Consider the following 24,461-nt stretch of genomic DNA (forward strand, 5'->3'; position numbering starts at 1 on the left):
GAAGCCTCATGACCCGATGGATCCGAAAGGCCGGCGTAGCGGCGGCTTTCCTGTTTCTGCTCACCGCCTGCGGTTCGCCGAATCTGGAGGACTACCGCGAGAAGACACCCGCGCTGGATCTGGTCGCCTATTTCGAAGGAACCACCGACGCCTGGGGTCTGTTTCAGGACCGCTTCGGCAAGGTCCGGCGGCAGTTTCACGTGGTGATCGAAGGCCGCGTCGAGGGCGATGTGCTGATCCTGGACGAGGATTTCGTCTACGACGATGGCGAGACCGAAAATCGTGTCTGGCGGATTCGGCAGACCGGCCCGGATAGCTGGGAAGGCGAGGCTGAGGGTGTGGTCGGCGTCGCCACGGGCGAGCGCGCCGGTAACGCGCTGAACTGGCGCTACGATTTCGATCTGCCGTTCGACGGCGATACGCTGCGCGTGCACTTCGACGACTGGCTGTGGCAGCAGAACGACAGGGTGATGATCAACCGGGCCTACGTCTCGAAGTTCGGCATCCATCTGGGCGAAGTCATCATCACCTTCGTGAAGCGCGATCCGGCATGAAGGGTCCTCTATCCCGCATCGCACCGGGTCCGGGACAGGAATCGGTCTGGGATTACCCGCGCCCGCCACGGCTCGAACCCTCGACGCAGACCGTGGAAGTCTGGTTCGGCGGCAGACAGATCGCACTGACGCAACAGTCGTTCAGGATCCTGGAAACCAGTCATCCGCCGACCTACTACATCCCTCTCGGCGATATCGATGAAACCGCCCTGCGCCGCGCTGCCGGACAATCCTACTGCGAGTTCAAGGGGATTGCCGAATACTGGAGCCTTGAGACGGGCGGGCAGGTTTCGGAACAGGCGGGGTGGAGTTATCCCGCCCCGACCCGCGCGTTTGCTGCCCTGAAAGGCAGTATCTGTTTCTATCCGTCACGCGTCGCGCGCTGCCTCGTCGATGGCGAGATCGTGCAGGCCCAGGAGGGTGATTTCTATGGCGGCTGGATCACGTCGAAGGTGGTTGGACCGTTCAAGGGCATTCCCGGCAGTCGTTTCTGGTAATTAATATTTCCATTTGAAATAATTCCATCTGGAAATATCATGACAGGATGCAGACAGATACCGATGTTCTGATCCGGCTGGACGACTATCTGCCCTTTCTGGTGAACCGGATCGGGCCGCGGATCGAGCAGGGATTCGCGGAACCGCTGGCGCGCGCGGGGATCACCCTGCCCATGTGGCGCGTGATGGCGATCCTGCGTGCCGAGGGCCCGCAGCGACTGAACGATCTGGGCCGGATGACCAGCATGCCCCTGTCATCCACCTCGCGGCTGGTGTCGGAGATGGTCGAGGCCGGGCTGCTGGACCGGACGCGCAGCCACCAGGACGGTCGCGCGATCCGGGTGGCTCTCAGCACGGTCGGGACGGTGATCGCCGCCGATGTCTCCCGCGAGGCCGAGGCCTACGAAGCCCGCATCACCCGCAGCATGACCGCAGCGGACACCGCAACCTTGAAACGTCTGCTGAAACGGCTGAACGACGAGCTTGTCAGTCTTACCGATACCCGGGAAAGCGAGACCTGAACCGATGACCGATCCAGACTTCGACATCTACGATCTGCCGCGATCGTTCCTGATCGATCCCTTTCCGACCTATCATGCGCTGCGCGAAAGTGATCCCGTGCACCGCAACAGCGACGGCACCTATTTCATCACGCGCTACGAGGACGTGACGAAGCTGTACCGCACGAAGACCACCTTCTCCGACAAGACCGAGATGTATGTGAAGAAGTTCGGGGAAGGGCCGCTGCTGGAACAGCATACGAAGTCGATGCTGTTCAGCGACCCACCGGCGCACACCCGCATCCGCAAGCTGGTCGCCCATGCGTTCACGCCACGCGCGATGAAATCGCTGGAAGGCCGGGTGGTCGAACTGGTCGACGGCCTGCTGGATCGGGCGGAAAAGCAGGGCGGCATGGATCTGATCAACGACTTCGCCTTCGCGCTGCCGGTCGAGGTCATCTGCACCATGCTGGGCATTCCGCCCTCGGAACGCGAGCCGTTGCAGCGCTGGTCGAATGCGATCCTGACGCCGCTCGAACCCGTCGCCACGCCCGAGATGGTGGAAAGGGGCAATGTCGCGGTGGCGGAGTTCAAGACGTTCCTGAAGGATCTGCTGGACGACCGCCGTCGCAACCCCGCCGACTATGGCGACGACATCATGGCAGAACTGCTGGAAGCCGAAGAGGACGGGGACCGGCTGAGCGAGACCGAACTGATCCAGAACTGCATCTTCATGCTGAACGCCGGGCATGAAACGACGACCAATCTGGTCGGCAACGGCATGGACGCGCTGCTGGAGAATCCCGATCAGTTGAAGCGGCTGCGCGACCAGCCGGAGCTGATCGGATCCGCCGTCGAGGAAATGCTGAGGTTCGACAGCCCGCTGCAGATCGGCAATCGCGGCATCACCGAGCCCATCACCTTCGGCGACGTGACGCTGCCGGCGGGCACGCAGATCATGACCTCCATCGGCGGCGCGAACCGGGATCCGGCACAGTTCCCCGATCCCGACCGCTTCGACATCGCGCGCCAGCCCAATCGCCACGTCGCCTTCGCCGCCGGCATCCACGCCTGTCTCGGCGCGCCGCTGGCCCGGATCGAGGGCACCATCGCGGTCGGGCGGCTGGTCAGCCGCTTTCCCGATCTTCGGCGCGCGGGTGAGGGTGTGCGGGGTGGCCGTGCGCGGTTCCGGGGTTTCACCATCCTGCCGGTAACGGTCTGACGGTTCAGACCGGCAGGATCATAACCAGCAGAACCAGTGCCGCCGTTTCCGACAGCAGGCATACCGCGCCATAGACGTCGCCGGTCATGCCGCCGAAATGGGCCAGCGCGCGGCGGCAGACGCTGACGGCCACGGCGAAGGCGAGCAGCGGTGCCAGAACAATTCCGGCAATGCCGTAAGGCACGGCGAACGCGAGCGTCGCGACGATGACCAGAGCAAGCGCCGTCGCCCGCGCGACGACCGCGCTGTCGGGCTGTCCGGCCTGCCGCGCCGCCCCGTCGGCGCGGGCAAGTGCATGCGCCGACATCGCCCAGACCATGGCGGCGCGCGCAATCACGCAGGCCGCCACCAGCACCAGCGCATCCAGCGATGTACCGACACCGTAGAGCGCGCTGACCCGGACGATCAGGATGACGATCAGCGCCAGCACGCCATAGGTGCCGACGCGGCTGTCACGCATCGCGGCCAGTTTTTCGGTCGCCCCGCCGCGGGCCCCCAGCCCGTCGAAGAAATCAGCCAGCCCGTCTTCGTGCAGCCCGCCCGTGAGCAGCAGCATCAGGCCGACCGTGAGCGCGCCTGCCGTCAGATGCGATGCGCCCAGTCCCACGAACAGCATGAACCCGGCGGCACCGATGGCACCCACCACCAGCCCGACCAGCGGAAAAGACCAGGCCGCATCCGACAGGCGTGGCTGATTGGACGGGTATGTCACGGGCAGGCGCGTCAGCCATGCCAGCGCGACGGCGAGATCATCATTCAGGCGGGTAAGGTTCATGGTCGTTTCAACACCAGTGGCAGTCCTGCGGTGACCAGTATCGCACAATCTGCAACCGCGGCGACCTGCTGGTTCAGTGTGCCCTGCGCGTCTCGGAAGCGGCGGCCCAGGGCGTTGTCGGGGACGATGCCGAAGCCGACCTCGTTCGAGACCAGCACCGCAGGCTGACGCCGTTCGCCCAGCGCTGCGATCAGGTCCGCCCGGTCGGCGGCCAGATCCTGCTCCGCCAGCAGGCGGTTGCTCAGCCACAGGGTCAGGCAGTCCACCAGCAGCGGTGCGTCGGGCGCAGTGTGAATGGCCTCGGGCAGCGCCTGCGGTGCCTCGACGGTTGTCCAGTGCGCACCGCGGTCGTGGCGATGCTGCGCGATCCGGTCGCGCATCTCATCGTCCCAGGCTTCGGCGGTGGCGACGTAGACCGGCGTCGCAGCCGCGTCGCAGGCCCGCGTCAGAGCCTCGGCCAGGCGGCTCTTGCCCGAGCGGGCACCGCCGAGCACCAGCGTCAGCCGGGGCGGTGTCGGTGTCCCGAGAATGCCCTGCCAGTCAGTCATTCATGCATTCTTGCCCGCGACGGCGGCTTCGGCAAATGTGGCCATGCCGCTGTGGCAGGCGACAGCGGCTTTCACCACACCCAGCGCCGTGGCCGCGCCCGACCCTTCGCCCAGGCGCATGTTGAGGCGCAGCAGGGGATCCAGATGCAGACGGTCCAGCAGGCGCCGGTGCCCCGGTTCCTCGGATGCGTGCCCGGCGATGCAGTGGGCAAGCCCGTCTTCAGCCGCAAGACCCAGCGCCGCCACCGACGCCGTCACGATAAAGCCGTCCAGCAGCACCGGCACCGATTTCAGCCGTGCGGCGAGACAGGCCCCGAAGATCGCCGCCATCTCCCGCCCGCCAAGCCGGCGCAACGCCTCGACCGGTTCGGCGACGCGGGGTGCGTGCCGCGCCAGCCCGCGCGCCACGACATCGACCTTGCGCTTCAGCCCCTGGGCATCGACACCTGTGCCCGCGCCGACCCAGTCCGCCGCCTCGCCACCCAGCATGGCGGCTGAGACGGCTGCCGCTGCCGTGGTGTTGCCGATCCCCATCTCGCCAAAGATCACCAGATCCTCATCACCCGAAATCGCGTCGAACCCCTGAGCAATCGCGGCGAGGAATTCCGGTTCGGTCATGGCCGGCGCTTCGGTGAAATCCGCGGTCGGATGATCGATGCCGCAGTCGATGGCGGCGAGCGGCGCGCCGAACGCATCCGCCAGCTGACAGATCGCCGCCATTCCAGCCTGGAATCCGCCGAACATCTGCGCATTCACTTCGTCCGGGAAGGCCGAAACACCGTGCTTCGTCATGCCGTGACTGCCCGCGAAGATGGTGATGGTGACCTTGTCCAGCGCCGGTTTCTCCGCGCCCTGCCAATGGGCCAGATGGATCGCCACCTCTTCCAGCCGGCCCAGCGAACCTGCGGGTTTCACCAGCTGATCCTGCCGTGCCGCCGCTGCGGTTCGGGCGGCGGCATCCCCCGCTGGCAGGCTGTTCATCAGGGTCCTCAGGTCAGCGATGGTCTGCGGCGGTGTCATGGCGGTTCCTCTCACGATAAGGCCCCCGAGGCATAGATGAATCGGTCCGGTCTTGGAATTCCAAAAGCGACCGCGTATGAGACGCCGATGGAAAAGATCTACCTCACGGCAAATGACCTGCTGCGCGATTCGTTCGAGCTTGGTCTGCAGGTCTACGAAAGCGGATTTCGCCCGTCGTTCATCGTCGGCATCTGGCGCGGCGGTGCCCCGATCGGCATCGCGGTTCAGGAAGTGCTGGAATATTACGGCGTGAAGAACGACCACATCTCGATCCGCACATCGTCCTATCGTCGGCCCGGCGAGCAGAGCGACGTGCGCGTGTACGGTCTGAACTACATCATCGATACCATCGACGCGGATGACGAGCTGCTGATCGTCGACGACACGTTCGATTCAGGCCGCAGCGTCGATGCGGTGATCACCGAGATCCAGCGCAAGTGCCGTCGCAATACGCCGAGCGAGATTCGGGTCGCGACCGTCTTCTACAAGCCGACGCTGAACCGGACGAACCGCATCCCCGACTATTACGTCAACCAGACGGACCGGTGGATCGTCTTCCCGCACGAGATCGACGGCCTGTCGCCTGAGGAAATCGCCAGGCACAAGGTGCATCCCGGACTGGATCGGGCCAGGTAGACCCGCGTCGCCGACAGGTCAGACCACCGCACTCTTGCCGAAATATTCCACGGTCGCCTGATAATAGCGGACTTCACCGCTTTCCATCAGGGCCAGCCGCCGGTTCCAGTGTTCCAGTTCGGCCACCAGAAAGGGTTGCAGGCGCGGGGCATCGGCACCCGCCTGCTTCATGATATCGACCGAACGACCGAACGACGTCCGGATCGAGGTGACATGCGCCTCGGTCACATCCCGGTAATCGGGATAGTCAAAGCCGATGTCATAGGCCAGATCACCGAACGCGGAGAGGCTCATGGGGTAGCGCGGCCGATCCTCCAGCGCCGACCAGACGGCGACTTCGGGACATTCCGGGTCCATGCCGGTCACGAAGAAATCCATGAACACGATGCGGCCGTTGGGCCGCAGGATCTGCAGCAGATGGGAGAACAGGCGCTTCTTGTCGCGGATATGGGAGAAACCGCCGAAGGCAATGATGACATCGGCGAAGTCCGGCTTCAGGCCCGTATCGAAATAGTCCCGCCGATCGAAACGCGCGACGGCCCCGGCGTCCGACAACCAGCCCTGCGCAAGATCGGCGATATCGACCCGGTCATCCAGGGCCAGCACGTTGGCGCCCGTCGCCTCCTGCAGGCGATGCGCGGGACCGCCCAGACCCCCGCCCATGACGACCACGCGGGAGTCTTCCTCAAGGTCGAGGTCCTGCACCAACCGATCCTGTATCTGGTCGGACCAGGGTGCGATCATGCCGTCTCCGAACAGGCCGTTCAGCACGCGGATCCGTTCCGCCGGCCAGATCTCGCTTTCCGCAAAGGTCCGCGCTTCCCGGCCGCCGAGAGACGGTTCGCGCACGGGCGTCACGCCGCGGTCGTCGCCAGCCCACCAGGTGTTCAGGCGGCGCCAGAAACCGGCCCTCTCGTCATGGCTCTGCTCGTGCTGCGCGCTCACTGTTCCATCCATCCGGCAAGATAATTCACCGTCAGGCTATCGGATCAGCGTTAAGTCCGGGTAAACCGGATCAGCGGCGTCCCGCCTTCAGACCGCGCGACAGCACGACGTTCTGGATTTCCGTCGCACCGTCCATGTACTGGGACATCTTCGACGTCGCCAGATGCCGGGCCGCCGGGTTGGTCAGCCTGAAACCGTTCGCTCCCATGACCTGCATGCAGTCGGCCAGCCGTGTCAGGCAGGCCCGGGTCGCGAACTTCTTCGCGTGGGCGGCGGCCATGGTCGCATCCCGGCCCGCGTCCAGCAGGCCCGCCGCGCTGTATGTCAGCAGGCGGCTGGCTTCCATGTCGGTCGCCACATCGGCCAGCATCCACTGAATTCCCTGGAAATCGCCGATGGTCTGACCGAACGCCGGACGCTTTTCGACATAGTCCAGCGCCGCGTCCAGACCCGCCCGCATCATGCCCACCGACATGGCGGCGACGTAGATCCGTGCGGAATCGATGCCGGACATGGCCGCCTTGAACGCCTCGCCCTTCGGGATCAGCACATCCGCCTGCGTGACCCGTGCGCCGTCGAACCGGAAACCGCCCGTTCCCAGCGCATGGCCACCCATCATGTCATAGGGCCCGGTCCGTTCGACGCCGTCACGATCGGTTTCCAGCGTGAAGCACATGAGTCCGCGCGATCCCGCGTCCGGGTCGGCCTGCGCGTAGAGCGAGAGGATCTCGGCGTCGGAGGCGCTGGAGATCCAGGCCTTCTCGCCTTCGATGCGCCAGCCGTCACCGTCGGGTATGGCCCGCGTGGCGACCGCTGCCGCGTCCGAGCCCGCGCCGGGTTCGGTCAGCAGGAAGGTCCCGATCTTCCGGCAGGACAGCATGTCCGGCAGGTATTTCTCCTTCTGCGCGTCGGACCCGTTGCTGGCGATGCTGAGCACGAAGTTGTTGTGCACGACCAGCGAGAAGGTGAACGCCATGCAGGCGCTGGCCAGTTCCTCGAACACGCGGCAGGCGGCGGTGACAGATGCACCCTGCCCGCCCAGCGCCCTGGGTGCCAGCACACCGGCCAGACCCAGCGCCGCCGCCTTCTGCTGCACATCGTTGGGGTAGATGCGGCCCTTTTCCCAGTCCGCCGCGCGGGGCATCACCTCGTCGCGCGCGAACGCGGCCGCCGCGTCGACCAGCGCCTGCTCCGCTTCCGTCAGTTCGATCTCGAATGCCATGTCGGCCCTCCCCGGCTGAATCCGCCTGCACCATACGCGATGACAAATCCGGTGGGATAGTCCTACAGTCACGATCGAATTTCCGGAGGAGAAACACCCATGGCCCGTATCCCGTACCTGACCGAAGCCGACATGACCGACAGCAATCGCGAGGTGCTGTCGCGGCGGATCAACCTCTACTGGGCAGCGGGTCACGCCGAGGGCGGGGCGAAGAACTTCTCGAACATGGGCCTGTGGCTGCGCTTCGATTCGAAATTCGACAAGCGGCTACGCGAGTTCGCGATCCTGACCGTCGGATACGTCACGCGCGCGCCTTACGAATGGGCGCAGCATGTCCGGCTGGGCTATGATTTCGGCGTCACCGACCACGATCTGGAAAGGCTGATCGCGGAGCTGGAGGGCACCGACACCGATTTCACCGCTGTCGAGAAAGCCATCATTCACGGCGCCGCGGAGATGACCCGCACCACCCGCATGAGCGACGGCAACTGGGACACACTGGCCGCCGAATTCAACACCGAACTGATGGTGGAACTGATGATGGCGATCTCGTTCTACGTCGGGCTGGTCCGGTTCCTGAACACGCTGCAGATCGACCTGGAAGAGGATGTCATACCCTATCTGCAGAAGTACCCCTTGCCCGAGTGACAGGGCTGCGTATCCTTCGGGTCGCTTATGGGAGGAGATGGTTATGGATCTGGCGCTGACAGACGAGGAAACCCGGTTTCGCGATGAGGTCCGGGACTTTCTGGCGACGTCGATGACCGAGAACGCCAAGGAAGCCGGACGGCTGACAGCGGGCGTCGTTTCCGATTTCGAAGGCTCCATGGACTGGTATCGCGCACTGGCCAGGAAAGGCTGGAGCACGCCGGCCTGGCCCGAAAAACATGGCGGCACCGGCTGGACGCCCATGCAGAAGTACATCTTCGAAACCGAATGCCAGCGCGCCAGCGTCCCGCGTCTGTTCGCCATGGGCGTGCGGATGGTCGGTCCCGTGATCATGAAATACGGCACGCCGGAACAGCAGGCCCACTACCTGCCGAAGATTCAGTCGGGCGAGCATATCTGGTGTCAGGGCTACTCCGAACCGGGGTCGGGTTCCGACCTTGCCAGCCTGCAGTGCAGGGCCGAGCGGGACGGCGATGACTACGTCATCAACGGCACCAAGATCTGGACCACGGGCGCCCACCACGCGAACATGATGTTCTGCCTGGTCCGCACCAGCCGCGAGGGCAAGCCGCAGCAGGGCATCAGCTTCATCGTCTTCCCGATGGACCTGCCTGGCATCAAGGTCGATCCGATCCTGACCATGTCCGGCGACCACGAGGTCAATCAGGTCTTCTTCGACGATGTCCGCGTGCCCGTCGCCAACCGCATGGGCGAGGAAAACGAGGGCTGGACCGTCGCCAAGTATCTGCTGGAATTCGAGCGCGGCGGCACCGCCTACAGCCCCGGCCTGCATGGCGCGGTGGCCAAGCTGAAGCGCGTCGCGGGCGAGGAGCGCGGCGGCACGGGCGACGCGCTGATCGACGATGCGAACTTCAGCGCCAAGCTGGCCGACATCGAAACCCAGATCACGGCGCTGGAGTACTTCGAGAAGAAGACCATGAGCGAACTGACCGCCGGACAGAATCCCGGCGCGGCCTCGTCGGTGATGAAGCTGCGCGGTTCGGAATGCCTGCAGCGGACCGCGGAGCTGACGGTCGAGGCCATCGGCTATTACGCCAATCCCTATGAACCCGAAACCCGCACACCGTTTTCGAACGCCATTCCCGTCGGCTCGGACCACTCGGTCGGGGTGATGGCCAAGCACCTGAACAGCCGGGCGGCAACCATCTACGCCGGTGCCAGCGAGATTCAGCGCAACATCATGGCGAAACTGGTCCTGGGACTCTAAGGCCGAGACGCGTCGGCTGAATCAGCTCAGACCGCCTGAATGCCACGCCGTTCGTCGCGGCGGCGGATCAGGTGGATCAGCGGCAGCGCCAGCAGCACCATCCAGAACTTGCCGAGCACCTGCCCGGTCAGGAAGTCGAGACTGCCGAACGCGACATACAGGAAGATCAGGCTGTCGATCAGCAGTCCGGCGACGCTGCTGACCAGCACGGCGAGCACCAGATTGCGTTTCTGCAAGGGCGTGTAGATCGCCAGATCGACGGCTTCGGACACGAAGAACGCCAGTGCCGACGCCACCACCAGCGGGCCGGGCGCGAACAGGCCGCTGAGCAGCGCGCCGGCGATCACGGCCCCGAAGGCCCAGCCAACGCCCAGCCGACGCTGCACCAGATCCCGCAGCACCAGCGCCAGGCCGATCATCAGGACGCCGCTGGGTGCCATGATTCCCGGCGCGACCGGGATCAGGCAGGGCCGTCCGGGCTCACAGACGGTTCCGGCATTCCCGATCAGCCAGTTGGCTGCGGGAATACACAGCCCGAACAGGATCAGGAAGATCACCCCTTCGGTGACGCGTCGTTTCTCGGTCGATGGACTGGACATGGACAAGCGGTCTCGGATCAGGAACAGGCGCTCCGATACTCCGAATAGCCGGTGCGGCGCAAGTCGCAAGCGGGACAGTCACCGCATCCCATGCCCCAGTCATGCCGGGTTTCGGTGTCGCCCAGATAGCACGACAGCGTCCGCTCCCGGACCAGTTCCACCAGTGCCGATCCGCCGATCGCCTCCGCCATTTGCCAGGTCGCAGCCTTGGTCAGCCACATCAGGGGTGTTTCCAGCACGAACCGTCGTTCCATCCCGAGGTTGAGCGCAACCTGCATGGCCTTGATCGTGTCGTCGCGACAGTCGGGATAGCCGGAATAATCGGTTTCACAGACACCGGTGACGATGTGCCGTGCGCCCCGGCGATAGGCCAGCGCTGCGGCGAACGTCAGAAAGATCAGGTTCCGTCCGGGAACGAAGGTGCTCGGCAGACCGTCATCGCGCATCGCGATTTCCGTCTCGCGGGTCAGCGACGTTTCGGAAATCTGTCCGAGCAGACCAAGGTCGAGCATGTGATCGATACCCAGCCTGTCGCCGGCCTTGAGGACATCGGCGATCCCGTCACGCACCGCATCACGCACATCCAGTTCCGCGCGGTGCCGCTGCCCGTAGTCGAAGCCGACGGTTTCCACACGATCGAAACGGTCAAGCGCCCAGGCCAGGCATGTCGCCGAATCCTGTCCGCCGGAGAAGAGAACCAATGCCTCGCTCATGCGATCAGATCCGACCGCCCGGACGGCGGCTCACACTCAGGCCGTCACCGGCTGACCGTCTTCACCGATCTTGAATGAGACGCTTTCGCCGCACCCGCAGCGGTCGGCCTCGTTCGGATTGCTGAAGGTAAAGCCGGAGCGGAACATGGTCTCCTCGTAGTCCATTTCCGCGCCCAGCAGGAACATGGTCGCGGTCGGATCGACGAAGACACTGTTGCCATCGGCGTCCACCACTTCCTCGAACTTCTTCTGCTCGGTCGCGTACTCGACGACATAGGTCATGCCCGAGCATCCGCCGGACTTCACGCCGACGCGCACGCCAAGCGGACGTTCGCCCTTCTTTTCCGCGCGTGCCATCAGGGCTTTCACCTGCTGCGATGCGCGGTCGGTTACCGTCAGGATCGGCTTTCCGCCGGGAGTGCCAAACATTGCCTGCTCTCCTTCCCTCAAAACATGTCCAGTTCAAGCCGCGCCTCGTCCGACATGCGGTCGGGCGTCCAGGGCGGGTCGAACACAAGCTGCACCATCACCCGGCCAGCGCCTTCGGTCTTCACGACGGCGTCGGCGACCCACTGCGGGATCTCGCCCGCCACGGGACAGGCCGGTGCGGTCAGGGTCATGTCGACATCGATGTCGCCATTGTCCTTGCAGTCTATCCGATAGATAAGGCCGAGTTCGTAAACATCCACCGGAATCTCGGGGTCGTAGACCGTCTTCAACTGCTCGACGACCTTCTCGCCATCGACCTGTGTCAGACCCTCACGGCTTTCACCGGCATAGGCCACCACATCTTCCGGTGCGCCGACAAAGTCCATCAGGCTCGGACCGTTTCCCATTGCCATCGACATTTTCAGACCTCGCTTGCCGCAGGCTGCCGCCCGGCCAGTTTCTGCATGTGTTTCAGCATCGCCATCATGCCGACCTGCCGCTGCGTCGTCAGCGCGCCCAGGTTCAGCCTGCGCACGTCGGCCACGGAAAAGTCGGCAATCTCGTCGGCGGTCATGCCGCTGAAGCTCTTCGTCATCATGTGCACCAGTCCCTTCACGATCGCCGCCTCCGACGCGCCGTGGAAGATGTGCCTGTCGCCATCCGCTTCATGCACGATCCAGACGCGGGACATGCAGCCGTGCATCAGATTGGCATCGGTTCGCCACTCCTCGGGGAAGGGTTCCTTGTCCTGTGCCTTCGCCAGGTCGAGGATATATTCGAAGCGCATGTCCTCATCGTCGAGGGCTTCGAGCGTTTCCGCGAATTCCTGGAACTCAGCGCGGGCCATGGCACGTCCGCTCCAAAGCCTGCCAGTTCTTCGATCTGTCATTGGCGACGGGCATCTCCTTCCCCCTTGAGGGGGGAAGGCCGGGATGGGGATGGTTCGGCGCAGCCGAAACGGCGCCCCGTTCAGCGACAGCCTGCGGCTGCCCCCCCATCGACCGCCTTGCGGCCACTTCCCCCTCGTGGGGGGAAGAAAATCTTTGAGTGCCGAAGGTTCCCATCATGCCAGCATCCTCTTGGCTTTCTCGATGGATTCGGCCAGCACATCGACCTCGCCCAGCGTGTTGTAGAGGCCGAAGCTGGCGCGCACCGTACCGATGACGCCCAGCCGGTCCATCAGCGGTTCGGCACAATGGTGCCCGACGCGGCAGGCCACGCCCTGACGGTCCAGGATGGTGGCGACGTCCAGCGGGTGCAGGCCGTCGACCAGAAACGACACGATCGCGGCCTTGCCTTCTGCCGTTCCGATCAGGCGCACGCCGTCGATGGCGCTCAGGCGTTCGTTGGCATGGTCCAGCAGGCCCTGTTCGTGTGCAGCGATCGCGTCCGCGCCCAGATCGGTCACGTAGTCAATGGCAGCCTTGATGCCGATGGTCTCGACGATGGCCGGCGTGCCCGCCTCGAACCGGTGCGGTGCCTTCGCGTAGGTGGTACCTGCGAAGGAGACCTTGTCGATCATCTCGCCGCCGCCCATGAACGGCGGCATCGCGTTCAGCAGGTCGAGCTTGCCGTAGAGGATACCAAGGCCGCTGGGCCCATAGAGCTTGTGCGCCGTCCAGGCGTAGAAGTCAGCGTCCAGGTCCTGCACGTCCACCGGACCGTGGACGATGCCCTGCGCACCGTCGATCAGCACCTTCGCGCCGGCATCGTGCGAGAGCCGGATCAGGTCCTTCGCCGGCACGCGCGTGCCCAGCACGTTCGAGCAATGGGTGATGGCCACCAGCTTCGTGCGATCGGTCAGCAACTCGGCGAACCGCTCCAGCAGGAACGTGCCGTCATCCTCGATGGGCGCAACCTTCAGGACAACACCCGTCGCCTCCGCCAGCATCTGCCAGGGTACGATGTTCGCGTGATGCTCCATCTCGGAGACGATGACCTCGTCCCCCGCTTTCAGGAAAGCGCGGCCGTAGGAATGTGCGACCAGATTGATCGCCATCGTCACATTGGCCGTGAAGATGATTTCTTCCGCATGTGCGGCGTTCATGAATTTCTGCACGGTCTCGCGTGCGTTCTCGTGCGCATCCGTCGTCGCCGCCGACATGTAGTGCGCGCCGCGATGCACGTTGGAATATTCGCGCCGCATGCAGTCGGACATGGCGTCGATCACCTGTCGCGGCTTCTGCGCGCTGGCACCGGAATCGAGAAACACCAGCGGCTTGCCGTACACCTTCTCCGACAGGATCGGAAAATCGCGCCGCACAGCCTCCACATCGTAGGCCGTGCTGTTCTTCAGGGTATTGGGGGACGTGTCAGGCATCGGGCAGGCTCTTCAGGTTCAGGGCTTCGTGCAGCCGCTCGATCAGGCGTTCGCGCAGCGTCTCGTCCGCAATCTGGTCGAAGATCTCGTCCAGAAAGGCCTGCACCAGCAGATCACGGGCTTCCGCTTCGGGGATGCCCCGCGCCTGCAGATAGAAAAGCTGGTCCGATTCGATCTCGCCGGTCGTCGCGCCGTGGCTGCATTTCACGTCGTCAGCGTAGATCTCCAGCGCCGGCTTGCTGTCGATCTCGGCCTTCGGGCTGAGCAGCAGCGCCTTGTTCAACTGATGGCCGTCGGTCTTCTGCGCGTCGGGGCGCACCAGAATGCCGCCCTGGAAAACACCGCGGGCGCTGTCATCCAGCACGCCCTTGTAGACTTCATGGCTGGATGTGTTCGGCACGGCGTGATCGATACGCGTCGTATGATCCAGATGCTGGTCACCCGAACCTGCGTAGGCCCCGTGCAGCCGCAGCTCCGCACCTTCGCCGTTGATCAGGCTGTGCACCTCGTCACGCGCCAGACGGCTGCCCAGCGACAGCACAAACCGGTCGTAAAGGGCGTCGCGGCCCAGTTCGACGGCACTATCGGCCAGATGGAAGCTCTCTCGGCTGTCGTCCTGCACCTTGATGTGACGCAGACGCGCGTTCTGCCCAAGCGTCACCGAGGTCGCAACGGCATTCAGATAAGCGCCGTCGCCCAGATGCCGTTCGATGATCGTGGCTTCGGCGTTCGCGGCTGCCTCGATCGAAAGCGACACGTGATGACCGGCCCGATCTCCGCTGCCATCCGAGAGGAAGACGATTTCCAGCGCCTGTTCGGCGACCGCATTGCGCGCGATCCCGATGCTGATCGCACCGTCCGCCAGCGCCGCCACCATGTCGGCGACAGCCGACTCTCGAACGGAATCAGTCTTAACTGCCGATGCATTAACTGAAATACCGTTAACGGACGGAATTTCGCCATCGATACGTCCGTTTCGAACCACGATCTGCGCCGCACCATCCACCAGCGGGGCGGGCAAATCGACGGGCGATCCCGACGCACCGCCGTCCGTCAAAAACTTCTCCAGCGGGCGCAGGTTGGTGAACTTCCACGCCTCGTCGCGTGGTGTCGGAAGGCCGGACCGCCGCAGCCGTTCGGCAGCATCCGCGTTGCGGACCGCGCGCCCGTCCAGCAGGATATCGATCACGTTGCTCATCAGGCTGCCTGCTCGATACCGAAGGCCGCATAGCCTTTTTCTTCCAGTTCGAGCGCCAGTCCCTTGTCGCCGGACTTCACGATCCTCCCGTCCGCCAAAATGTGTACGCGGTCGGGCACGATGTGGTCCAGCAGGCGCTGATAGTGCGTGATCACCAGCATGCCGCGATCCGGTCCGCGCAGGGCGTTGACGCCATCGGCGACGATCTTCAGCGCGTCGATGTCCAGACCGGAGTCGGTCTCGTCCAGCAGGCAGAATTTCGGGTCCAGCACGGCCATCTGCAGGATCTCGTTGCGCTTCTTCTCGCCGCCCGAGAATCCGACATTCACCGGACGCTTCAGCATCTCCATGTCGATCTTCAGATCGGCGGCCTTGGCCTTCACCAGCTTCATGAATTCCAGCGCGGACAGTTCGTCATCGCCGCGCGCACGCTTCAGGGCGTTCACGGCGGTTTTCAGGAACGTCATCGTGGCCACGCCGGGGATCTCGACCGGATACTGGAACCCCAGAAACAGGCCCGCCGCCGCCCGTTCTTCCGGGTCCATGCCCAGCAAATCCTGACCGTTGAAGGTCGCCGTGCCCGCGGTCGCTTCATAGCCATCGCGGCCTGCCAGCGCGTAGGACAGCGTGGATTTGCCCGCGCCGTTCGGACCCATGATCGCATGGACCTCACCGGCGGGCACTTCCAGGTCAATCCCCTTCAGGATCGTGTTCCCGGCCACGTCAACATGCAGATTTTCGATCTTCAGCATTTCTGTTCTCTCCTGCTCGTCACCCCCGCCTCGTGCGGGGGTCCGGAGCGGCGTTGCCGCCAGTTGTTTGTTTGGCCGGATGCCCGCGCAAGGCGGGCATGACCCTCTGACTACCCCACGGACCCTTCAAGGCTGATCCCAACAAGTTTCGTGGCCTCGACCGCGAATTCCATCGGCAGTTCGCGCATCACCTCGCGGCAGAAGCCGTTGACGATCAGCGCCACCGCTTCCTCATCCGAAAGCCCCCGCTGGCGGCAGTAGAACAGTTGCTCGTCGGAAATCTTCGACGTCGTCGCTTCATGCTCGACCCGCGCCGAGGCGTTCTTCGATTCAATGTAGGGCACGGTGTGCGCCCCGCACGTGTCGCCGATCAGCAGCGAGTCGCACTGGGTGTAGTTGCGCGCGCCCTCGGCACCCGGCTGGATACGCACCAGACCTCGATAGGTCTGCTGCGCCTTGCCGGCGGAAATGCCTTTGGAGATGATCGTCGACTTCGTGTTCTTGCCGATATGGATCATCTTGGTGCCCGTGTCGGCCTGCTGGCGGTTATTGGTGATCGCGACCGAATAGAACTCGCCCACCGAATTGTCACCCTGCAGAATGCAGCTCGGATATTTCCAGGTCACGGCGGAGCCGGTTTCGACCTGGGTCCAGGAAATCTTGGAATTCCGCCCCCGGCACGCACCGCGCTTGGTGACGAAATTGTAGATGCCGCCCTTGCCGTTCTCGTCGCCCGGATACCAGTTCTGCACGGTCGAATATTTGATCTCGGCATCGTCCAGCGCGACCAGTTCGACCACGGCGGCGTGCAGCTGGTTCTCGTCACGCATCGGCGCGGTGCAGCCTTCCAGATAGCTGACGTAACTTCCCTCGTCAGCGATGATCAGCGTGCGTTCAAACTGTCCGGTGTTTTCCGAATTGATGCGGAAATAGGTCGACAGTTCCATGGGACAGCGCACGCCCTTCGGGATGTAGACAAAGCTGCCGTCGGTGAAGACTGCCGTGTTCAGGCAGGCGTGCTTGTTGTCGGCGGCGGGCACCACGGAACCCAGATACTTCCGCACCAGTTCGGGATGTTCCTGCACCGCTTCGGAGATGGAGCAGAAGATCACGCCCTTGGCTTCAAGCTGCTTCTTGTAGGTCGTGCCGACGGATACGGAATCGAACACCGCATCGACGGCCACTTTCGGCGCGCCCTCGACGCCCGCGAGCACTTCCTGCTCCCGGAGCGGGATACCGAGTTTCTCGTAGGTCTCCAGCAGCTTGGGATCAACCTCGTCCAGACTCTTAGGCTTGTCGCCCGACTTCGGCGCTGCGTAGTAATACGCGTCCTGATAGTCGATGGGCGGAAAGTCCACGAAGGCCCATTCCGGCTCGGGCATCTCCAGCCAGCGGCGATAGGCTTTCAGCCGCCATTCCAGCAGCCACTCCGGCTCTTCCTTCTTCGCCGAAATCAGCCGCACGATATCTTCGTTCAGGCCCTTCGGCGCAAAATCCATCTCGATATCGGTTGAGAAGCCGTATTTGTAGCGCTCCGCCAGACTCTCTACCTGTTTGACGGTTTCTGCGGTTGCAGCCATCTCAGACACGCTCCTCGTTCGTCAGCCCGCCGGGCTTCGGGAAAATCATCGGCTGGACCGCCATGTCGGCAAGACTGACGCTTTCCAGCGCACCGCGGATCGCAGTGTTAACTTTATTCCAGTTACCGCGCATGCCGCACAGCGATTCCACGTCGCAATTGTCATCGGCACCATCGACACAGGCGGTCAGTGCAATGGGCCCTTCCAGCGCCTGAACGATCTCGGCGACCGAAATATCCTCGGGCTCCCTGTCCATGCGATATCCGCCGTTCACACCGCGGATCGACGTCAACAGGCCGCCGCGGGTCAGCAGCTTGAGCAGTTTCGAAACGGTCGGCAGCGGCACACCCGTTTCTTCCGCGATCGCGCTGGCGGCGTAGGTCCGCGACGGCGTGTGGCCCATCTGGACCATCATCACCACCGCGTAATCCGTCATTTTGCTCAGCCGCATCATGTGCCTGGCGCGCTCATCCTGAATAGAGAACCAATCTGGTACCCTATTTATCGGAACCGCTCAGGAAATCAAGACCCAGACGGTCCTGTTTCCTCCAGCAACGCGCCGTCCAGCAGCGCATCCACCGCCCGGCCGACGTCTCCGGCGATCTCACCGGGCGCACGATCCGGGAAGGCCGCGGCGAACAGGGAAACCAGCTCGTCGCGCGCAACCGGAGGTTCGACCGCATTCCAGATCGCGGCCCCCATCGCGTCCAGATGCCAGATCTCGCCGCTCTCAGGCCGCACCAGAAACAGGTCGCCGTCCATTTCCGACACCGTCACGCCTGCCGCGCGCTGGAGTTTCATGTCGATGTCTCCATCGCCGACAGGTGCTTCGCGGCATCGAAGCTGTCCGAATAGGTCAGGCGCAGACACGCCGTCTGTTCCGCAAGTGCCCGGAGCCGGGCCAGCAGCGCGACCGGATCGAGATGCGGCGCGAACGTGCAGCCGACCAGCCGCTTGACCGTTTCGCCCAGCGCCGCATTCGCAACCTCGGTGGGTCCGGCACCCTGACGGTTCAGCACGACCAGACGTGCGACCGGTGCACGCGCATCGAAACCCGCCGCGTCGCCGTCCTTCGGGATCAGATAGCGCATCTCACCCTCTTCAGGTCCCGAGTGCACCTCGACGAACGTCTGGAAGTCCGCTGGCGCGTTGGGGGGCAGGGGAATACGCAGCTTCGGGCGGAGTGCCAGCGACATGCCTTCAAATGTCTCCGTTCCCGTGACCGGCAGGCGGTCGTCGCACCAGAGCCGGTGCCCGAGCGCCATCAGCGCCACCGACAGCGTGCTCTTGCCCGCCAGGTTATCGCCCAGCAGCACCGTCAGGCCGCCATCGATCTCGATCGCCCCCGCATGCAGGGCAATCCAGTCGGGCGACGCGGCCACGAAGGTATGGATCAGACAGCCGATCAGGCCGTTTCCGGCGACAAGACCGCGCGGGAATTCGAAGTCAGCTGTCTCGTAGTTGGGTGATGTGAAGCGGAATGCCGCGGTCGTCTGGCCTGACCGGATGCTGGTGACTTCTATCTCAGGCATGCTCTGCGCAGCATTCCGATCGACGGGCCATTCCGGTGCCTGAGCCCCGAATGCCTCCCATAGATGGTACGGAACCGCCCCTGCCCTGAAAAACCCGGTGGGTGTTTCGAACCTGAGATCGTGGATGTGTGGCTCGCTCACGCTGCATCACTCTCAGTTGTCACCCCGCGCCAGCGGAAGTATTTGCGCATCGCAGATGTCGTGCCGATCCTACCGCTTCTTCCTGCCCGGTCCGCGCTTGACCGGCTTCGGCGGGGTCAGGGTCGGCGGCATGTTGCCGGCCGCGATTTCCTTCAGCAGGCGCACGTGCTTGGGCAGCGTGTCCTTCAGCGCATAACCTTTCAGCACCACCTCGCGCGCCGCGCGCTGCAGCGGCTTGAGCTTCTCGCGGTTGTCCAGCGCCTCGCCGATACGCTCGGCCAGCTGATCGATGTCAAAGAAATCCACCAGCAGACCCTGCTTGCCGTCCTTGATCACCTCGCGCACCGGTTCGGTGTCCGACGAGATGATCAGGCACCCGGTCGCCATGCTCTCGATCAGCGACCAGGACAGCACGAACGGCACGGTCATGTAGACATGCGCGTGACTGGCCTGCAGCACCTTCAGGTAATCGCCATAGGGCAGCAGGCCCGTGAAGTGGATGCGCGACGGATCGATCTCGGTCTCTTCCAGCATCTTCTGCTTGAAGGTCTTGCCGTCGGGCAGCTTGCGGCCATATGCAACGCGGTCCTGGCCGACGATGACGGCATGCATGTCGGGACGCGTCTTCTGCAGCTTCGCCACGGCCTCCACGAACTGCGGGAAGCCGCGATAGGGTTCCATGCCGCGCGTGGCGTAGGTCACGATCTCCCTGGCATGTGACAGATCCAGATCGCCGACGATCATCTTCTGGTCCGGGTTCGGCTTGAAGAAATCCGTGTCCACGCCGTCGTGCAGCGCCGTCAGCTTGTTGTGGAATATCTTCGGGAACTGGTCGCGCTGGAACAGGGTCGGACAGAGGCCCCAGTCGCAGTGGGCCAGGTCGAGCAGGATCGCGGCGTTGCGGGTCCGGATACGGCATTCGTCGTCGGCGCTGATGTCATTGTCGGGCAGGAAATCGGCATCCGTGCCGTGCGCGTGATAATACCACTCGAAATAGGACAGGACGCGCGTATCGGGGAAGGCGTCCTTCACATAAAGCGTCGGCCCCCAGCCGGAATGGCCGCACACCAGATCGGGCTGGAACCCGCGTTTCTTGAGCTCGATGCACATCCGATAGACGGACTGGCCGTTCAGCACCGCCGATTCCAGGTTGCGGACGTAATGGTGCGTCTCGGGCTTCACCTCGCGGGCCGGCTTGTAGAACGCCTTGGTGACACCGGGAATCTCGCCGGCTTTCGCCTGGGTGCCGAAGACAAGCTGGTGCGTGCCTTCCTTCGCGAGCGCCGTCGCGACATGGCGGTACTGCGCCGGGAAGTTGTTGTGGAGGAACAGTACGCGCATGGGCGCTCCTTCTCAAAGAGACTGATCCAAAGGCATACGGCCTTCATTCGGCACGTCAATCCCCGCAGAAATCCCGTTAACAGAAATTCAAAGGCTTCTGTGACAGTTTTGTCCCTCGCGGGCGAACTGGCCCAGAGAACGTGCAACCGGAGCAAGACGCAGAATGGAATCGCGCAGCGATCAGGAAAATCGCCTGCTGGACTTTGTCGAACGGCTCTCGCGTCATGCCGATGACCGGGTCGCGCTGCATATCCGTTATTCCGAACTGAAGCCGCAGAACCGCCAGGAACGGCTGCTGCGGATGGCGGCGGCGACGTTCTCGACTGCGATCAAGCGCTTCGATGCCTATCTGTTCAGCCTGGACAATGCCGATCAGGTTCTGATCGCCAAGGGCGCGAGCTATCTGGATCTGGAACCCGAGATCGCCAAGCTGCGCCGCCTGTTCGCGCACGATCCCGCGACCGGCAGTGAAGACGGGAAAGGGATTTTCGACTGGTATGACCTGATCGAGGACTACCCTGCCTTCCTGCAGGTCACCAAGCAGCTTCAGGAACGGGCCGTCCAGCGCCACAAGGCGGAACTGAAGAAGCAGGCGGAGACGGGCAGGAGCCGCCGCAAGAGGACTTTGATCCCACTGCAGCCCGACAATCTGGGCCGGCTGGTCGAACAGCTGGCCTCCATGGATATCTCGTCGCTGCTCCGTCGTCAGCCGGTCTGCGCGCTGACGCCCAAGGATGAGGCCCGGCCTGTCTTCAACGAACTTTTCGTATCGATCGCCGACCTGCGCCGGACCGTGATGCCCAACGTGGATCTCGCGGCCAGCGCACCGCTGTTTTCATATCTCACGCAATATCTGGACAAGCGCATCCTGCGGGCGATGCCTGACATCGAAGCGTCGATCCCGCTGTCGACCTCCATCAACATCAACGTCGAAACGGTGATGTCTCCCCAGTTTCTGGAGTTCGACCAGAAGCTGCGCGCGGTCAGCAAGAAGACCATCGTGCTGGAATTCCAGCCCGCCGATCTGTTCGCCGATTTCGCGGGTTTCGCCTTTGCGCGGGACTTTGTCCGGGATCGCGGATACCGGGTGTGCCTGGACGGGGTCACGCACCTGACGGCACCGCTGATCGAGAAGAAGATGCTGAAGCTGGACCTGCAGAAACTGGTCTGGACCCCTGACACCTGGGACATCGAGGGCCCGAACCATGTCGAGATGGTCAAGGCGGTGCAGCGCATCGGTCCGACGCGGATCGTGCTGTGCCGTTGCGACGATCAGCGCGCCATCGATTTCGGCCGCAGCCTGGGGATCAGCCTGTTTCAGGGCCGCCACATCGACGCCATCCTGACCAACCGCGACCGCGAGGCCCGGGTGGCCTGAAGCGGACCGGTCTCAGCGCGGGGAGCGCTTGGCCAGAATCCGCTGCAGCGTCCTGCGATGCATGTTCAGACGCCGCGCCGTCTCGGAGACGTTACGCCCGCACAATTCATAGACACGCTGGATATGCTCCCAGCGCACCCGGTCGGCCGACATCGGGTTCTCGGGCGGTGCGGGACGTTCGCCGTCGATGACCAGCAGGGCCTTGGCCACGTCATCCGCATCGGCAGGCTTCGCCAGATAGTCGATGGCCCCGGCCTTCACCGCCGCCACCGCGGTCGCGATGTTGCCGTATCCGGTCAGCATGACCACGCGGGCCTCGGGGCGGATTTCATGCAGCACCGTCACGATATCCAGCCCGTTGCCGTCTTCCAGGCGCAGATCGACGACCGCAAAGGCCGGATGGATCTCGCGCACCTGCGCCATGCCCTCCTCGACCGTTTCCGCTGTCTCCACATCGAAACCGCGCTTCTCCATCGCACGCGCCAGCCGCTGCCGGAACGGACGATCATCGTCGATGATCAGCAGCGAGCGGTCGTCCAGACTTTCCAGGTCGATCTGGCCTGTTCCCTCGGCGGGGGTCCTGTCGGTCATTGAGGTGTCCTCTCGTCTGATCTTTTCTTCTTGTTGGTCATACGCCGCCCGCCGATTCAGCAGGATGCGCGGGATTGATAATGCCACGCGGCCAATGGATGGCAATGCGGGCACCGACGATTCGGCCTTCGTCGGTCCGGTTGGCAAACTGTACCCGGCCCCCGGAATGTTCCAGCAGGGTTTTTGAAATGAAAACGCCCAATCCCATCCCCCCCTTCTCGGATCGTGAAGTCCGGTAAGGTTCGCCCATATTCTTCAGAACATCCAGCGGAATACCGGGCCCGTCGTCCTCGATATGGATGGTGATGTCCTGTGCATCCCAGTAAATGCGGATCCAGACCCGTGTCCGCGCGAAATCGATCGCGTTCTCGACGAAATTCGCCAGCCCATGCAGCACTTCGGGGCTGCGATAGACGGTGGGCGGCAGGCCGGTCTGGGGTTCGATATCGACCGGTGTACCCAGCGCCAGATAGGGCTCCACGGCCGCCTCGACCAGACCGACGATCGTCGTCAGCTTGAAGGCGTCGTCGCCGTCGCCCGGCGAGCGCGACAGTTCCGCCAGGATGTCGCGGCATCGCTCGGCCTGACTGACCAGCAGGTCCAGATCCTCGCGGTGCTCGAAATCCGGCGGCAGTTCGCGCGACAGTTCGTTGGCGACCAGATGGATGGTACCCAGCGGGGTGCCCAGTTCGTGCGCGGCCGACGCGGCCAGCCCGCCGACGGCACTGAGTTGCTGCTCGCGCGCCAGCGCGGTGTGGGTCGCGGCCAGGGCGTCCGACATGCGGCGCGTCTCGAACGCCACCCGTCCGGCATAGACCGACATGAAGACGATACCCAGCGCCAGACCGGTCCAGATCGCACCCCTGTAGAGGGTCGGCAGGGTCAACGGTTCCGGGGACCACGGCAGGGGCAGGTGATAGAACGCCAGCAGGCTGGTGAACAGCAACGCCATCGCGCCCAGGATGAAGGTGCTGCCGATCGACAGGATCGTCGCCGAGATCGTGACCGGCACCAGGATCAGGATCGAGAACGGGTTGGCCAGTCCACCCGTCATATACAGCAGCGCGCTGAGCTGCAGCAGGTCATAGGCCAGGAACAGCGCGGCACCCCGGTTGGAGAGCCGCGCCGTGTTCGGATACTGGACCGCCAGGATCACGTTCAGCCCGGCGGAGGCCAGCACCGTGATCACGCAGGGCAGGATCGGCAGTTCAAATCCCAGCCCGTAGCGCACGAACAGCAGCGAGAACATCTGTCCGATGACCGCGATCCAGCGCACGACTACCAGCGTGCGCAGCCGGATGCGGCCCGCGATCACGGATCCCGGGCCGGTCGCGGCGACAAAAAGGTCTTCGCGGTCGAAAGCACGCTCACTCATGAGCGGCTAGATAGCGGCACTCTCGGGTCGAGTCACGCAGAACCCGCGGCCCCCGCGCGTCAGTACGCCAGTGTGGCCGTCAGCGACCGCCGCTCGTCCGCCGAGAGGGTGACCGCCGCATCGTCGAAATCGGGCGGACCGAAGCGGGCGATCGCATCGTTGGAGAAGCCGACGCCTTCGGTCGGCAGTCCCAGCAGATTCCGATTGAGCTCCCGATCGTCATTTGCGTCGTGGTACATCGCCACCGCATAGCGTCCGGCTTTCAGATCCGCGAAGGTGACTTCCAGAGCCCCGGGCATGGCCTTGACGGATCTGGCCGCCGTCTCGCCATCGTCTTTCAGAAACCCGTGCGGGCTTTCGTAGAGGGCGACAAGGATCGTGCCCTGGTCGCTTGCGATATTGTCGATCCGGACCGTCAGTTCGGCGGCTTGCGCCGTCAGCGGCAGGACCAGTGCGCTGATCAGAAAGAAAGTGCGTGTCATGTGATGTTCCCCGGAGTTGGTTTGTTGAACTTACCCGATTAAGGTTCGCCGCCATGCCGGACGAACGCACCACCGGTTTCGGAGAACGCGCGAGGATTTCGTGAAAGCAGACATCGTGAATTTCGCGAAGCGCGAACGGGACCGGCTGATCGCCCTGGGGACCGAACTGGCCATCGTGCTCGGCCTGTTCTTCGTGACCGTCATGATCGGTCCC

29 protein-coding genes are annotated in these 24,461 nt (G+C 63.8%); 8 read left to right on the forward strand and 21 right to left on the reverse strand.

Features of this window, described 5'->3' with window-relative positions; translation table 11 throughout:
* The first annotated feature begins 8 nt into the window (after positions 1 to 8).
* From ACN0X7_RS18285 to ACN0X7_RS18300, 4 genes are read left to right on the forward strand one after another with little or no spacing between them, the layout of a single operon-like run.
* A complete protein-coding gene (locus ACN0X7_RS18285) occupies positions 9 to 554 on the forward strand; it encodes a DUF3833 domain-containing protein (RefSeq protein WP_417519910.1) in 546 nt (181 codons plus the stop codon).
* Positions 551 to 1,051 (forward strand): DUF427 domain-containing protein, encoded by a 501-nt coding sequence (locus ACN0X7_RS18290; RefSeq protein ID WP_417519911.1) that lies wholly within the window; start codon positions 551 to 553, stop codon positions 1,049 to 1,051. The genes ACN0X7_RS18285 and ACN0X7_RS18290 overlap by 4 nt, the downstream gene beginning before the upstream one ends.
* Positions 1,052 to 1,098: 47 nt before the next feature.
* The gene (locus ACN0X7_RS18295; protein WP_417519912.1) at positions 1,099 to 1,572 is read left to right on the forward strand and encodes a MarR family winged helix-turn-helix transcriptional regulator; all 474 of its coding nucleotides are present in this window, start codon (positions 1,099 to 1,101) and stop codon (positions 1,570 to 1,572) included.
* A 4-nt stretch (positions 1,573 to 1,576) separates the two neighbouring features.
* Positions 1,577 to 2,773 carry a cytochrome P450 gene (locus tag ACN0X7_RS18300; RefSeq protein WP_417519913.1) on the forward strand — a complete coding sequence of 399 codons (1,197 nt, stop codon included), beginning with the start codon at positions 1,577 to 1,579 and terminating at the stop codon, positions 2,771 to 2,773.
* A 4-nt stretch (positions 2,774 to 2,777) separates the two neighbouring features.
* Here the strand turns inward: ACN0X7_RS18300 and cobS are convergent, their stop codons facing one another.
* From cobS to cobT, 3 genes are read right to left on the reverse strand one after another with little or no spacing between them, the layout of a single operon-like run.
* On the reverse strand, positions 2,778 to 3,548 hold the full coding sequence (cobS, locus tag ACN0X7_RS18305; protein WP_417519914.1) for an adenosylcobinamide-GDP ribazoletransferase: 771 nt from the start codon (positions 3,546 to 3,548) through the stop codon (positions 2,778 to 2,780).
* Positions 3,545 to 4,096 carry a bifunctional adenosylcobinamide kinase/adenosylcobinamide-phosphate guanylyltransferase gene (gene cobU, locus ACN0X7_RS18310; protein ID WP_417519915.1) on the reverse strand — a complete coding sequence of 184 codons (552 nt, stop codon included), beginning with the start codon at positions 4,094 to 4,096 and terminating at the stop codon, positions 3,545 to 3,547. Before cobU ends, cobS begins: the two co-directional genes overlap by 4 nt.
* On the reverse strand, positions 4,097 to 5,116 hold the full coding sequence (gene cobT / locus ACN0X7_RS18315) for a nicotinate-nucleotide--dimethylbenzimidazole phosphoribosyltransferase (protein WP_417519916.1): 1,020 nt from the start codon (positions 5,114 to 5,116) through the stop codon (positions 4,097 to 4,099).
* Positions 5,117 to 5,203: 87 nt separating this feature from the next.
* Here cobT and ACN0X7_RS18320 point away from each other — a divergent pair, with 87 nt between their 5' ends.
* On the forward strand, positions 5,204 to 5,752 hold the full coding sequence (locus ACN0X7_RS18320; RefSeq protein ID WP_417519917.1) for a phosphoribosyltransferase: 549 nt from the start codon (positions 5,204 to 5,206) through the stop codon (positions 5,750 to 5,752).
* An 18-nt stretch (positions 5,753 to 5,770) separates the two neighbouring features.
* Here ACN0X7_RS18320 and ACN0X7_RS18325 read toward each other — a convergent pair whose 3' ends face one another.
* Together ACN0X7_RS18325 and ACN0X7_RS18330 are read right to left on the reverse strand one after the other, a co-directional pair.
* Positions 5,771 to 6,697, reverse strand: a complete 927-nt coding sequence (locus tag ACN0X7_RS18325; protein ID WP_417519918.1) for a methyltransferase domain-containing protein — start codon at positions 6,695 to 6,697, stop codon at positions 5,771 to 5,773.
* Positions 6,698 to 6,767: 70 nt separating this feature from the next.
* The gene (locus tag ACN0X7_RS18330; RefSeq protein WP_417519919.1) at positions 6,768 to 7,919 is read right to left on the reverse strand and encodes an acyl-CoA dehydrogenase family protein; all 1,152 of its coding nucleotides are present in this window, start codon (positions 7,917 to 7,919) and stop codon (positions 6,768 to 6,770) included.
* Between the two features lie 99 nt (positions 7,920 to 8,018).
* Here ACN0X7_RS18330 and ACN0X7_RS18335 point away from each other — a divergent pair, with 99 nt between their 5' ends.
* Positions 8,019 to 8,567 (forward strand): carboxymuconolactone decarboxylase family protein, encoded by a 549-nt coding sequence (locus ACN0X7_RS18335; protein WP_417519920.1) that lies wholly within the window; start codon positions 8,019 to 8,021, stop codon positions 8,565 to 8,567.
* 43 nt (positions 8,568 to 8,610) lie between these two features.
* Positions 8,611 to 9,816, forward strand: coding sequence for an acyl-CoA dehydrogenase family protein (locus tag ACN0X7_RS18340; protein WP_417519921.1), 1,206 nt, complete (start codon positions 8,611 to 8,613; stop codon positions 9,814 to 9,816).
* Positions 9,817 to 9,842: 26 nt separating this feature from the next.
* On the opposite strand, the gene ACN0X7_RS18345 is transcribed toward ACN0X7_RS18340, so the two are convergent.
* From ACN0X7_RS18345 to ACN0X7_RS18405, 13 genes are all read right to left on the reverse strand, one after another.
* A complete protein-coding gene (locus ACN0X7_RS18345; protein WP_417519922.1) occupies positions 9,843 to 10,415 on the reverse strand; it encodes a VUT family protein in 573 nt (190 codons plus the stop codon).
* A gap of 17 nt (positions 10,416 to 10,432) precedes the next feature.
* Complete coding sequence (gene queC, locus ACN0X7_RS18350) at positions 10,433 to 11,128, reverse strand: 7-cyano-7-deazaguanine synthase QueC (protein ID WP_417519923.1); 696 nt, start codon at positions 11,126 to 11,128, stop codon at positions 10,433 to 10,435.
* A 36-nt stretch (positions 11,129 to 11,164) separates the two neighbouring features.
* Positions 11,165 to 11,557 carry a HesB/IscA family protein gene (locus ACN0X7_RS18355; RefSeq protein WP_417519924.1) on the reverse strand — a complete coding sequence of 131 codons (393 nt, stop codon included), beginning with the start codon at positions 11,555 to 11,557 and terminating at the stop codon, positions 11,165 to 11,167.
* A gap of 17 nt (positions 11,558 to 11,574) precedes the next feature.
* Positions 11,575 to 11,964 (reverse strand): SUF system Fe-S cluster assembly protein, encoded by a 390-nt coding sequence (locus ACN0X7_RS18360; RefSeq protein WP_417519938.1) that lies wholly within the window; start codon positions 11,962 to 11,964, stop codon positions 11,575 to 11,577.
* A gap of 14 nt (positions 11,965 to 11,978) precedes the next feature.
* On the reverse strand, positions 11,979 to 12,404 hold the full coding sequence (locus ACN0X7_RS18365; protein WP_417519925.1) for a SufE family protein: 426 nt from the start codon (positions 12,402 to 12,404) through the stop codon (positions 11,979 to 11,981).
* A gap of 216 nt (positions 12,405 to 12,620) precedes the next feature.
* Positions 12,621 to 13,877, reverse strand: coding sequence for an aminotransferase class V-fold PLP-dependent enzyme (locus tag ACN0X7_RS18370; protein ID WP_417519926.1), 1,257 nt, complete (start codon positions 13,875 to 13,877; stop codon positions 12,621 to 12,623).
* The gene (gene sufD / locus ACN0X7_RS18375; RefSeq protein ID WP_417519927.1) at positions 13,870 to 15,075 is read right to left on the reverse strand and encodes a Fe-S cluster assembly protein SufD; all 1,206 of its coding nucleotides are present in this window, start codon (positions 15,073 to 15,075) and stop codon (positions 13,870 to 13,872) included. The genes ACN0X7_RS18370 and sufD overlap by 8 nt, the downstream gene beginning before the upstream one ends.
* Positions 15,075 to 15,827 (reverse strand): Fe-S cluster assembly ATPase SufC, encoded by a 753-nt coding sequence (gene sufC, locus ACN0X7_RS18380; protein ID WP_417519928.1) that lies wholly within the window; start codon positions 15,825 to 15,827, stop codon positions 15,075 to 15,077. The genes sufD and sufC overlap by 1 nt, the downstream gene beginning before the upstream one ends.
* A 110-nt stretch (positions 15,828 to 15,937) precedes the next feature.
* Complete coding sequence (gene sufB, locus ACN0X7_RS18385) at positions 15,938 to 17,407, reverse strand: Fe-S cluster assembly protein SufB (protein WP_417519929.1); 1,470 nt, start codon at positions 17,405 to 17,407, stop codon at positions 15,938 to 15,940.
* Position 17,408: 1 nt separating this feature from the next.
* A complete protein-coding gene (locus ACN0X7_RS18390; RefSeq protein WP_417519930.1) occupies positions 17,409 to 17,861 on the reverse strand; it encodes an SUF system Fe-S cluster assembly regulator in 453 nt (150 codons plus the stop codon).
* A gap of 68 nt (positions 17,862 to 17,929) precedes the next feature.
* Positions 17,930 to 18,208: a PqqD family protein gene (locus tag ACN0X7_RS18395; RefSeq protein ID WP_417519931.1), complete on the reverse strand. Its 279-nt coding sequence runs from the start codon at positions 18,206 to 18,208 to the stop codon at positions 17,930 to 17,932.
* Positions 18,205 to 18,939 carry a hypothetical protein gene (locus tag ACN0X7_RS18400; protein ID WP_417519932.1) on the reverse strand — a complete coding sequence of 245 codons (735 nt, stop codon included), beginning with the start codon at positions 18,937 to 18,939 and terminating at the stop codon, positions 18,205 to 18,207. The genes ACN0X7_RS18395 and ACN0X7_RS18400 overlap by 4 nt, the downstream gene beginning before the upstream one ends.
* Positions 18,940 to 19,149: 210 nt before the next feature.
* Complete coding sequence (locus ACN0X7_RS18405) at positions 19,150 to 20,421, reverse strand: glycosyltransferase family 4 protein (RefSeq protein WP_417519933.1); 1,272 nt, start codon at positions 20,419 to 20,421, stop codon at positions 19,150 to 19,152.
* Between the two features lie 163 nt (positions 20,422 to 20,584).
* Between ACN0X7_RS18405 and ACN0X7_RS18410 the strand changes: the two genes are divergently transcribed.
* Entirely contained in the window at positions 20,585 to 21,799 is a 1,215-nt protein-coding gene (locus tag ACN0X7_RS18410; RefSeq protein ID WP_417519934.1) for a hypothetical protein, read from the forward strand.
* Between the two features lie 12 nt (positions 21,800 to 21,811).
* Here ACN0X7_RS18410 and ACN0X7_RS18415 read toward each other — a convergent pair whose 3' ends face one another.
* The 3 genes from ACN0X7_RS18415 to ACN0X7_RS18425 are packed head-to-tail and all read right to left on the reverse strand — an operon-like array spanning position 21,812 to position 24,247.
* Positions 21,812 to 22,390 carry an ActR/PrrA/RegA family redox response regulator transcription factor gene (locus ACN0X7_RS18415; RefSeq protein ID WP_417519935.1) on the reverse strand — a complete coding sequence of 193 codons (579 nt, stop codon included), beginning with the start codon at positions 22,388 to 22,390 and terminating at the stop codon, positions 21,812 to 21,814.
* Between the two features lie 37 nt (positions 22,391 to 22,427).
* A complete protein-coding gene (locus ACN0X7_RS18420) occupies positions 22,428 to 23,765 on the reverse strand; it encodes an ActS/PrrB/RegB family redox-sensitive histidine kinase (protein ID WP_417519936.1) in 1,338 nt (445 codons plus the stop codon).
* A 59-nt stretch (positions 23,766 to 23,824) separates the two neighbouring features.
* Entirely contained in the window at positions 23,825 to 24,247 is a 423-nt protein-coding gene (locus ACN0X7_RS18425) for a DUF2141 domain-containing protein (RefSeq protein WP_417519937.1), read from the reverse strand.
* Positions 24,248 to 24,461: the final 214 nt, after the last annotated feature.

Source organism: Minwuia sp. (genome assembly GCF_048263705.1).
Lineage (GTDB): Bacteria > Pseudomonadota > Alphaproteobacteria > Minwuiales > Minwuiaceae > Minwuia.